We start from the raw sequence: 10,470 nt of genomic DNA, 5'->3' as shown, positions 1-10,470 counted from the left end.
TTTAAAAACGTCTTTAAGTAAGTAAAATCAATGGTTTAAAAGGGGCTCGCGTTTCGCGAGCCCCTTTATAAAAATAATAGATTAACTTTTTAAGGCAATAAAGCTTACTTGAAATTGAATAAATTTTATATTAAATAGATTTCTGAGACTACACCTTTAGCTTTATATCTTAAACCTATCAATAGATTTTAAAACTTCAATACTTCTATATGCTAAATCCTCAGAATCCTCAGCTACATTTTCACTAAATTTATTTAAATCATTTGATGATGCCGTTATTTCTTCAGATGCACTAGATATCTCCCTTGATGCTTTTGCCACATTTATAATTTTCTCTAGTATATTCTTCTTTCTTTCATCTATTTCTATAAATGAAGTATTTATATTACTTATTCTAGGTGTTATACTCTTTACCTCTTTAGCTATATCATTAAATGAATTAATTGAATTATTTATAATACTTCTTTGTAAGTGAAGCTTTTTATTAATTTCTACAGTATCTTCTGCTATTGCCTTTGTATTTTTAAATACATTATTTAGTATAATATGAATATTATTTGATGCATTATTTGAATTTTCCGCAAGCTTCCTTATTTCATCAGCTACTACAGCAAAACCCTTTCCAGCTTCCCCAACTCTAGCTGCTTCTATAGCTGCATTTAAAGCTAATAAGTTTGTTTGATCCGAAATATCATTTATTAAAACTAGTATATCTTTTACTGTGCTTATATCATTAAGCATATTATCCATATTATCACTAAATTCACTAAATCTATTATCAAAATCCTCAGCCGTCACTATTAAAGTATTCATTTCACTACTATTCTTTATTGATTTAATTTCGATATCTTTTGCCATATCATCTATCTTTACAATATTCCTTGAAATTTCATCTATTTCTTCACTAAAGACATTAATTACACCTATTGTATTTTCTAATTCCCCTTTTTGAGTATTACTAAATGCTGCTACTTCAAAAATAGAAGTAGATATATCACTTGCTAATTTATTTAATTCTTTAGAAACAACAGCAAGAGAAGTTGATTTTTCTGAGACATCTTTTGAAGATATTTTTATTTTAGATATAATATCCTTTACTGAACTTCTAGTAGTTTCTATAGACTTACATATATCCCCTATTTCATCTTTTCTATTTAGATGATTTTCTGCAAAACTAACTGTTAAATCTCCGTTAGAAATATGTATCATATTAGTTTTTATATTTTCTAAAACTTTTGTTATTCCCCTAGTAATAATATATATTAATAAAATACTAAAAATTAATATAGAAGAAACTATTAGTAATGTAGTATTTCTAAATTCTTTCAATGATTTAAGCAAGTCATCACTATCTACAGTTATTCCTATAGACCAACCAGTACTTGCTATAGGAGAATAAGCAATATAAGATTTATTACCATTTTGATTATACTCTGAGGAACCACTTTTTCCAGAAATCATATCTTTTTGTACATTTATAACATCCTTATAATTCTCATCATTTCCATATTGATTAATTAAATTGCTTTTTTCCATAACAAAATAAAAATCATCATGGGCTATAACAGTTCCTTCAGAGTTTAAAATAAAAGCTGAGCCAGTATCTAAAAATTCAATATCATTTGATAATTTACTAAAATCTTCTGTTGATTTTAATCCTAGTATGGCTCCAACTATTTTATTATCCTTTTTTAGTGGTACAGTATATGCAGTTACTCTACTTTTATCAATAGATGATATAAATGGATCTGATATTACCTCACTACCATTTATTGTCTTCTTGAAATAATCCTTATCTTGTATACGTTCCATTCCATCCTTATAATAAACAACTCCATCTAATCCACATATTCCTATATTATCAAAGTTCCTCTTTTCAATCTCATTTTTCAGTATATCTCTTTTTTCTTTTATTGATATTTCATCACTGGAAAGTCTTTTATCCATAGCTATTTCTTCTAAATTTTTAGTACTTTCTAAAAACTTATCATTTATTCTCATTGAGGCTTGTTTGGACATTTCCTCCATTATAATTAGGCTATTTTTTACTAATGTATTTTTCGCAGTATAATATGATATAGTTGAGTTGCTAATAGTTCCTATAGCTATTACTGGAATAAAAAATAGTAGCATCTTTACTAATAGCTTTTTAAAATTCATCATAATCCCCCATATACTTATTTTTCTTGGCAACGTTTCCAAAACTTTATATTACAATTCATTTGATTGATATAATATAAGATAAGTAAACATTTACTTCTATATTTCAATTATATCTCCTAAATTTATACTGATACAATAGTATATTTGCATAAGTATTTTGTAATATTTTGGATTCTTATACAATTTAAAAATAATAAAGGGCTAAACATTAGCCCTTTTAAATTATAGTCATTGATAATAAGGTGATAACTATTCCTATTATAATTGTTAAATAATAAAAGTTATATATCTCTTCATTACTGTATATCTTAAGCTTTTCTACTTTTCCTTTTGGATATATTACTTCTAATTCATCACCCTTTTCCAAATTAAACTTTTCATTTAAATATGATATAGCAACTCTTACCTTCTTATTATCTTCCTCAACTTCTAAAATCGGATAAATACTAGCATTATAAACTGCATGATATTCAGCTCTTGGCATAAAGTAAGTATAGCTTTCAAACCCTATTACTTTAGCCTTTTTTATTATAGATTTTTTCTTTACTTCAATACTTCTTATTAAATTAAAAGCCGTAAATATAGTTAATATTATCCCAATGATCGCAAATAAAATTCCCACTTTAATTCCCCCAACTAAATTTTATCTTCTTCACTATATAGTATGCTGTATATATTTAAAAGATATATGATATAAGTTTTTTCATACTTTTCTAGTTTTTTCTCTAAATATCTGCTATTTTCTTTCATAAATTTTATTATTAATAATAATTTATTAGTTTTTTTAGGCATTTTATGAAATTTTTTAAATTTAACTTTTGTTGATAATAGACATTAATTTCGTTTACTATTTTCTTCTAATAAGATATTATTTAAATATAGCTATTAATAGGGGGTCTATTCAATATATGAATTACACAAAAGTTAAGTTTGAAATATTTATTCCTTTTGAATTTGTAGATAAATTGAGGGAAGCAATAAATAGAACTGGTGCTTTGACTATAGGAAACTATGATAATTGTATGTCTATAAGCGAAGTTAATGGTTACTTCAGACCATTAAAAGGATCTAATCCTCATATTGGGAAAGAAGGTAACTTATCTATTGAGAAAGAGGCTAAAATAGAATTTAGATGTGATAAAGATTTAGCCTTTGAAGTTATTAACGTTATAAAAAAACTTCATCCATATGAAGAGCCTGTTTATAACATATTTCCTGTAATAAATTAATTTATAAAGATAATTATGACGACTTTATTTTAAAGTCGTCATTTCCGTTTTAATAGCTATGTAATAAAAACCAAATTATAGTATCATTTTAATGACCATAGAATAGTTTATTATTAACATTAATATTTGAGGTATAATATAATGAAAATTATTATAATAGGTGGTGGTTTTGCTGGTTGTCAAGCTGCTATACAAGCAAGAAAAATGGGCGCAGAAGTTCATATAATTGAAAGAACTGATATGCTTTTAGGTGTTGGTAATGTCGGTGGAATAATGAGAAACAATGGTAGATTTACAGCTGCAGAAGAACTTTCATTATTAGGTGCTAATGAGTTAATAGATATTATCGATTCTCTTGCTATTCATAAAAATATAGAATTTTCTGGCCATAAACATGCTAATTTAACTGACATAGCTAAAGCAGAACCAGAGATAAGAAGATACATTTTATCTTTAGGAATTAATATTCATTTTAAGAGCAGAGCAATCAACGTATCTTTGGCAAACAACTCTATAACTAAAATCAAATTGGCCGATGGATCTTTTATAGATGGTGATGTATTTATAGAAACTACTGGTTCAACAGGTCCTATGACTAATTGTAACAGGTATGGAAATGGTTGTTCCATGTGCATATTAAGGTGTCCTTCATTTGGTGGAAGAGAAAGCCTAAGTGCTAAAGCTGGTATAAAAGATATCATAGGAGAAAGAGCAAATGGTACTCCTGGAGCTATGAGTGGATCCTGTGAACTCCCTCGAGAATCACTATCTAAAGATATACTAGATATACTTAATCAATATGGGGTTGCTACTCTACCAATTCCACAAGAAGATATAAATCTAGATAAACTAAGTCAAAAAGTTTGCCAGCAATATGCTTTAAAAGAATTTGCTGAAAATGTTATTTTATTGGATACTGGACATATTAAACTTATGACTTCATACTATCCATTAGATAAGCTTAGAAAAATACCCGGACTTGAGAATGCAAGATATATCGATCCATTGTCTGGTGGTCAATCAAATTCTATTAGATATTTAGCTTCAAGTCCTAGAGATAATTCAATGAAAATATTAGGGTTAAATAATATGTTTTGTGCTGGTGAAAAATCTGGATTTTTTGTAGGTCATACAGAAGTTATTGTAACAGGGGCTTTAGCAGGATATAATGCTGTTAAATTTACATTAAATGAGCCATTATTAGTTTTACCTAGAGATTTAGCAATAGGTGATATAATTGCCTTTGCAAATGAAGCTTTAGATATGGAAGATGGTAAAAGCCTAAGACATACATTTTCTGGTGGAGAATACTTTGAAAGAATGAAAGAACTTAATTTATATACTACAGATAAAGATATTATTTATGAAAGAGTTAAATCTTTATCATTATTAGATATATTTAATAAGTAATATAAGAAAGAGATATAAACTTTAATTTGTCAATAAAGCTTATATCTCTTTTTATTCTTTAATTAATCTTATTTTAAGCTAATTATATTAAATATGTCCATTATTTTAATAATAATGCTAGAGATAAAGACATTGAATAATTTGCATCAATCCCTCCCAAACTCTCTCCATTTATACCTCTTAATTGGACTATTTCCGAAGATATCCCTGTAACAGTGTTCCTACATACCAGCTGGAAAGCTTTCATAACATAAATCTATATTCTAGAATATAGTAGGAACCATCCCGCCATCAATACGAAGTGCTGCTCCAGAAAGAGATGAAGCAAATGGACTTGCAACAAAGGCTGCAAAACGCCCAATTTCTTCTGGTCTAATTAATCGCTGTATCTGAGAAAGTGGTCTATGATTCTTCATGAAATCAGCTTCCCATTCCTCTGGTGCTATAGAGCTATCACGATACATATTCTCAAGCATATCCTGCACTCCTTCTGTTAGTGTAGAACCAGGCATAATGGTATTCACTGTAACCTGTGTTCCCTTTGTCAATTTTGACAGACTTTTCGCAAGTGATAGATTCATAGTTTTTGTCATGCTGTACTGTGGCATTTCCCCAGATGGCATTAATGCTTCCTCACTTGCAACAAAAATGATCCTACCAAAATTCTGCTCCAACATATGCGGCATATAAAATTTTACTAGGGCATTTCCTGCCATAACATTAACTTGGAAAAACCTTTCCCAAATCTCATCAGTTATATCCCAATATTCCATTGGCTGAAAAATCCCCATATTATTAATTAAAATATCAACTCTTGGAAACTTCTGAAACAACCTTTCCCTTTCTGAATAATTTGCTAAATCCGCGGAAGCACTCTGAGGTTTTGTATCTGGAAACTTCTCCTTAATTTCCTCTACAACCTTCAATACATCATCTTCTTTTCTACCATTTATTATAACATTCGCTCCTTCTTTTGCCAGCTCAATGGCAATTGCCTTTCCAATGCCTTTCGTTGAACCAGTAACAAGTGCAAGCTTATTCCTTAATCCTAATTCCAAAATAAACACTCCTTTCAACTCATTGAGATTATGATATTATATTAAATTATATGAAATGAAAACTTGCTGGATCTGGTCCTACATATAAACAATATATCTAATTATCTCTTCTTTTATAGTTTCATTTGTTTCATTATAGTTTAATTTAAATAATTCAAAACCAAATCCATTTATTTCAACTCCATTTTCCAATATCATTCTCGTTTCTAATGTATAAATAATTTATATATCCTCTTTTTATTATTACCAACATCAATATATAATATATAATTTTTAAAGATAATTTGTCTAGTACCTACTTTTTTGTGTTATACTTACCTAAAAGTAAATCTTGTTAAAATAAAAGAATCTGTTAAGCCGTTATGAAAAAAACTCTTAATAAATCTTAGAATTTCTCATTCTTTGAAAACTATCTAAGTTTGGATATTTTTTGCATAGCAAATAAGCCTGCAATAAAATTAGATTTTCAGGTTAATCAAAGATATTAAAGCTAATTATGCAGATAATAAACAAGAGTTTTTAGTAAAGCTATCGATAGCGAAAATGAATTAAATCCTTTTTTGTGTTTATACCGCGCTTTAAAAATTTTGCTAGAAGATTCTATATTATTAATGTTTATATCATTAGACATTTGTTCTCCTTAGGGGTGTTTTGTATCTGGCAATAACATAGCTATTGCTTTCTTATATGCTTACCATCTATCTGAAATTAAATTTAATGGTGAACCATATTTTTTAGCTTTATTTTTTTATTAAATTTATGCGATTATAATGTTTGTATGAATGCTGTAAGTAAGTTCCTTTCAAACTTATTGTATTTCCTTGAGTAGAGAAGATCAATGTTCATATAACTTAACAGATCGAACTAAGAAATTTGGAGGTAATTATGGAGAAAAAAATTTATAACATTGGTGTTGAGGCCACAATGGACGTCATTGGCGGCAAATGGAAACCTATCATTTTGTGCAATCTACGTTATTCTTCATTAAGACCAAGTGATCTACAAAGAAATATTCCAAGAATTAGCCAAAAGATGTTAATACAACAACTTAGGGAACTAGAGGCTGACAATATCATTACTCGTACTGTCTATAATCAAGTTCCGCCAAAGGTAGAATATTCATTGAGTGAATATGGAAAATCATTGGGTGATGTACTTGATGTGTTATGCAATTGGGGAGAATCACATGTAAATCACCTAATAACACAAGGAAAAGATGTCGCCTTACGCTGTAAAAAATAAATCTTAAACAACTAATGCCCATGAGCTTGATTTCCTTCTAAATGATTATACATTTTAAATTTCATTCTTATAAAAAAATGAGGATGTAGAAAGATTTGTGTAAAAGCAAATCTACTACATCCTTTTTTATATTTTAAGTGGTAGATGATGTTTATCCTATAGTATATATGGATGCTATTCATTTCAAGGTTAGAGATGCCATAGAATAGCAACTAAAGCAGCCTATATATGCTTATGAATTGATATGAATAGATATGAAGATATCCTTGGAATTTGGATTGATGAAGCAGAAGGTGCAAAATTTTGGCTAAGTGTATGCAATGGCTTAAATAATAGAAACGTTAAAAATATATGGAATGACAAGTACTCAAATGTAATTGATTCTTGTTATATAAATTGGGATAAATTATCAACATTCTTTGCTTTTAATGAACAAATAAGAAAAATGATATATACTACAAATATTTTAGAATGGATAAATAGACAGATAAGAAAATTCACAAAAACAAGAACCATCTTACCAACAGACGATCCTTTAAGAAAATCATTATATTTAGCTACCGAAGTTATTATGCAAAAATTGACGTCACCAATTTCTAATTTGGTGTTAATCATATCTCAATTTATGATAATATCTTGGGATAGATTAAATAAGAATGAAATAATTTAAAGCTTCTACTTTTTAAGTTCTAATGAATATTAAATCATTTTATCAGAAACTAAAGGTATAGAAAAACTCAGTATTATTATTTCAATAAAAGGATAAAAATATAACTGGAAATAAAATTTCCAGTTATATTAGTAAATTAAATTTATTATTTACACAAATTTTTAGATATTCTCTTAAAATATTAATAAAACCTATATCTCTTTTATTTTTTTCTATAAATATTCTATAAAATTATTTAATTACTTAATCTAATTATATTTAATTGTGCTCCGACTGCTGGTGATAATGCTAAAGTTAAAGGCGTTGCAGAATTATTACGCAATGTCACTACAGCATTTGCTGCTAAAGTTAACATAGCTGTTCCACTTATTTCTCCTGTAGTTATTAATGCTGAAATATTAGTTGATGTTTGAACTGTTCCACCTACAGCAATTGCAAGTGCTGCACCTACTCCAGCTGTAATAAAGATATTATAGGTTATTTCATATACTCCACCAAGCGGAACTGTTATACTTGTTGCTCCTGCTGTATGAACTATTCCTGATAAAGGACCGTTATTACTAAAAGGAACATCAGCACCTCCTGCAACAACAGATGTTAACGCAGATGCTAAATGATATACATAACCATAAGTTGATATTCCTGAGCCTGTGGCTCCTGTCACACCTGTTGCTCCTGTTATTCCAGTTGCTCCGGTTGCCCCAGTTACTCCTGTTGTCCCAGTGACTCCAGTTGAGCCAGTTACTCCCGTTGCCCCAGTTACTCCAGTTACCCCAGTTACTCCAGTTGATCCAGTTGCTCCTGTTATTCCTGTTATTCCTGTTGCTCCTGTTGCTCCTGTTATTCCAGTCACTCCCGTTGATCCTGTTATTCCAGTCACTCCCGTTGCTCCTGTTACTCCAGTTGATCCAGTTACTCCAGTTGTTCCTGTTGCTCCTGTTGTTCCTGTTATTCCAGTTACTCCTGTTACTCCAGTTACTCCTGTTGTTCCTGTTGCCCCGGTTTCTCCTGTTACTCCAGTTGTTCCAGTTACTCCGGTTATTCCAGTTACTCCTGTTGTTCCCGTTGTTCCCGTTGATCCAGTTACTCCAGTTGTTCCTGTTAGCCCGGTTGCTCCTGTTGTTCCTGTTATTCCAGTTACTCCTGTTGCCCCGGTTACTCCAGTTGATCCTGTTGTTCCCGTTATTCCTGTTGCTCCGGTTTCTCCTGTTATTCCAGTCTCTCCTGTTATTCCAGTTGCTCCAGTCGCTCCCGTTGCTCCAGTTACTCCAGTTACTCCAGTTGTTCCAGTTACCCCGGTTGCTCCTGTTATTCCGGTTACACCAGTTGTTCCAGTTACCCCAGTTGCTCCAGTTGCTCCTGTTATTCCAGTTGCTCCGGTTATTCCTGTTGCCCCGGTTACTCCTGTCACACCTGTTGCTCCGGTTACTCCTGTTACTCCAGTTGAGCCAGTTACTCCGGTTGCTCCTGTTGTTCCTGTTTCTCCAGTCGTTCCAGTCGCTCCGGTTGATCCCGTTACTCCTGTTATTCCAGTTGATCCTGTTGCTCCAGTTATTCCAGTCACTCCCGTTGCTCCCGTTATTCCTGTTGTTCCAGTTACTCCTGTTTCTCCTGTTACTCCCGTTGCTCCTGTTACTCCCGTTGCTCCGGTTATTCCTGTTGTTCCAGTTACTCCAGTTGATCCAGTTACTCCTGCTGTTCCTGTTTCTCCTGTTACCCCGGTAACTCCAGTTACTCCTGTTGTTCCCGTTGATCCAGTTATTCCAGTTGCTCCGGTTGCTCCAGTTATTCCTGTTGCTCCAGTCGTTCCAGTCGCTCCGGTTTCTCCTGTTATTCCAGTTGTTCCAGTTACCCCGGTTACTCCGGTTATTCCAGTTACTCCTGTTGCCCCAGTTACTCCTGTTGCTCCTGTCGTTCCTGTTATTCCAGTTACTCCTGTTACTCCTGTTGTTCCTGTTGCCCCAGTTACTCCTGTTGCTCCTGTTTCTCCTGTTATTCCAGTTGCTCCTGTTTCTCCTGTTACCCCGGTAACTCCTGTCACTCCAGTTATTCCTGTTGCTCCTGTTGATCCTGTTACCCCAGTTACTCCCGTTGCTCCGGTTATTCCTGTTGTTCCAGTTACTCCAGTTGCTCCTGTTGCCCCAGTTACTCCTGTTGTTCCCGTTGTTCCCGTTGATCCAGTTGCTCCAGTTGTTCCTGTTATTCCAGTTACCCCAGTTACTCCAGTTACTCCAGTTATTCCTGTTTCTCCAGTCGTTCCAGTCGCTCCGGTTTCTCCGGTTGCTCCAGTTTCTCCTGTTATTCCAGTTGCTCCAGTTTCTCCTGTTATTCCTGTTGTTCCCGTTATTCCAGTTGCTCCGGTTATTCCTGTTGCCCCGGTTACTCCTGTCACACCTGTTGCTCCGGTTACTCCTGTTACTCCAGTTGAGCCAGTTACTCCGGTTGCTCCGGTTGCTCCCGTTGCTCCTGTTTCTCCTGTTGTCCCAGTGACTCCTGTTTCTCCAGTCGTTCCAGTCGCTCCGGTTGATCCCGTTACTCCTGTTATTCCAGTTGATCCTGTTGCTCCAGTTATTCCAGTCACTCCCGTTGCTCCCGTTACTCCAGTTGTTCCTGTTATTCCTGTTACTCCTGTTGTTCCTGTTGCCCCGGTTTCTCCTGTCACACCTGTTGTCCCAGTAACTCCAGTTGAGCCAGTTAC

Annotated in this window: 7 protein-coding genes and 1 pseudogene; 4 read left to right on the top strand and 4 right to left on the bottom strand. The window is 32.5% G+C overall.

Annotated elements, in window-relative coordinates; all coding sequences use genetic code 11:
* Window positions 1-162: 162 nt before the first annotated feature.
* Together I2A75_RS17545 and I2A75_RS17540 are read right to left on the bottom strand one after the other, a co-directional pair.
* The gene (locus I2A75_RS17545; protein WP_195266892.1) at window positions 163-2,160 is read right to left on the bottom strand and encodes a methyl-accepting chemotaxis protein; all 1,998 of its coding nucleotides are present in this window, start codon (window positions 2,158-2,160) and stop codon (window positions 163-165) included.
* Between the two features lie 220 nt (window positions 2,161-2,380).
* Window positions 2,381-2,785, bottom strand: a complete 405-nt coding sequence (locus tag I2A75_RS17540) for a hypothetical protein (RefSeq protein ID WP_195266891.1) — start codon at window positions 2,783-2,785, stop codon at window positions 2,381-2,383.
* 286 nt (window positions 2,786-3,071) lie between these two features.
* Between I2A75_RS17540 and I2A75_RS17535 the strand changes: the two genes are divergently transcribed.
* Window positions 3,072-3,392 carry a cytochrome C biogenesis protein gene (locus I2A75_RS17535; RefSeq protein WP_195266890.1) on the top strand — a complete coding sequence of 107 codons (321 nt, stop codon included), beginning with the start codon at window positions 3,072-3,074 and terminating at the stop codon, window positions 3,390-3,392.
* A gap of 141 nt (window positions 3,393-3,533) precedes the next feature.
* Window positions 3,534-4,802, top strand: a complete 1,269-nt coding sequence (locus I2A75_RS17530; RefSeq protein WP_195266889.1) for an FAD-dependent oxidoreductase — start codon at window positions 3,534-3,536, stop codon at window positions 4,800-4,802.
* 263 nt (window positions 4,803-5,065) lie between these two features.
* Here I2A75_RS17530 and I2A75_RS17525 read toward each other — a convergent pair whose 3' ends face one another.
* Complete coding sequence (locus I2A75_RS17525; RefSeq protein ID WP_347707774.1) at window positions 5,066-5,869, bottom strand: SDR family oxidoreductase; 804 nt, start codon at window positions 5,867-5,869, stop codon at window positions 5,066-5,068.
* A gap of 876 nt (window positions 5,870-6,745) precedes the next feature.
* On the opposite strand from I2A75_RS17525, the gene I2A75_RS17520 reads away from it, so the two are divergent.
* Both I2A75_RS17520 and I2A75_RS17515 read left to right on the top strand, forming a co-directional pair.
* Entirely contained in the window at window positions 6,746-7,102 is a 357-nt protein-coding gene (locus I2A75_RS17520; protein ID WP_195266887.1) for a helix-turn-helix domain-containing protein, read from the top strand.
* A gap of 140 nt (window positions 7,103-7,242) precedes the next feature.
* Window positions 7,243-7,772 (top strand): annotated as a pseudogene (locus I2A75_RS17515) (transposase); the annotation flags it as partial.
* A 235-nt stretch (window positions 7,773-8,007) separates the two neighbouring features.
* On the opposite strand, the gene I2A75_RS17510 reads toward I2A75_RS17515, so the two are convergent.
* A partial coding sequence (locus I2A75_RS17510) for a collagen-like protein (RefSeq protein ID WP_207733859.1) occupies window positions 8,008-10,470 on the bottom strand: 2,463 nt, incomplete at its 5' end.

This window comes from Clostridium sp. 1001275B_160808_H3 (genome assembly GCF_015550425.1).
Lineage (GTDB): Bacteria > Bacillota > Clostridia > Clostridiales > Clostridiaceae > Clostridium.
The sequence above is the reverse complement of the archived record's forward strand: the minus strand, read 5'-3'. Positions and strand labels throughout refer to the sequence as shown.

Coding starts and splice junctions, on each gene's coding strand:
- I2A75_RS17545 (WP_195266892.1), bottom strand. CDS start 2,160: ATGAATTTTAAAAAGCTATTAGTAAAGATGCTACTATTTTTTATTCCA.
- I2A75_RS17535 (WP_195266890.1), top strand. CDS start 3,072: ATGAATTACACAAAAGTTAAGTTTGAAATATTTATTCCTTTTGAATTT.
- I2A75_RS17530 (WP_195266889.1), top strand. CDS start 3,534: ATGAAAATTATTATAATAGGTGGTGGTTTTGCTGGTTGTCAAGCTGCT.
- I2A75_RS17520 (WP_195266887.1), top strand. CDS start 6,746: ATGGAGAAAAAAATTTATAACATTGGTGTTGAGGCCACAATGGACGTC.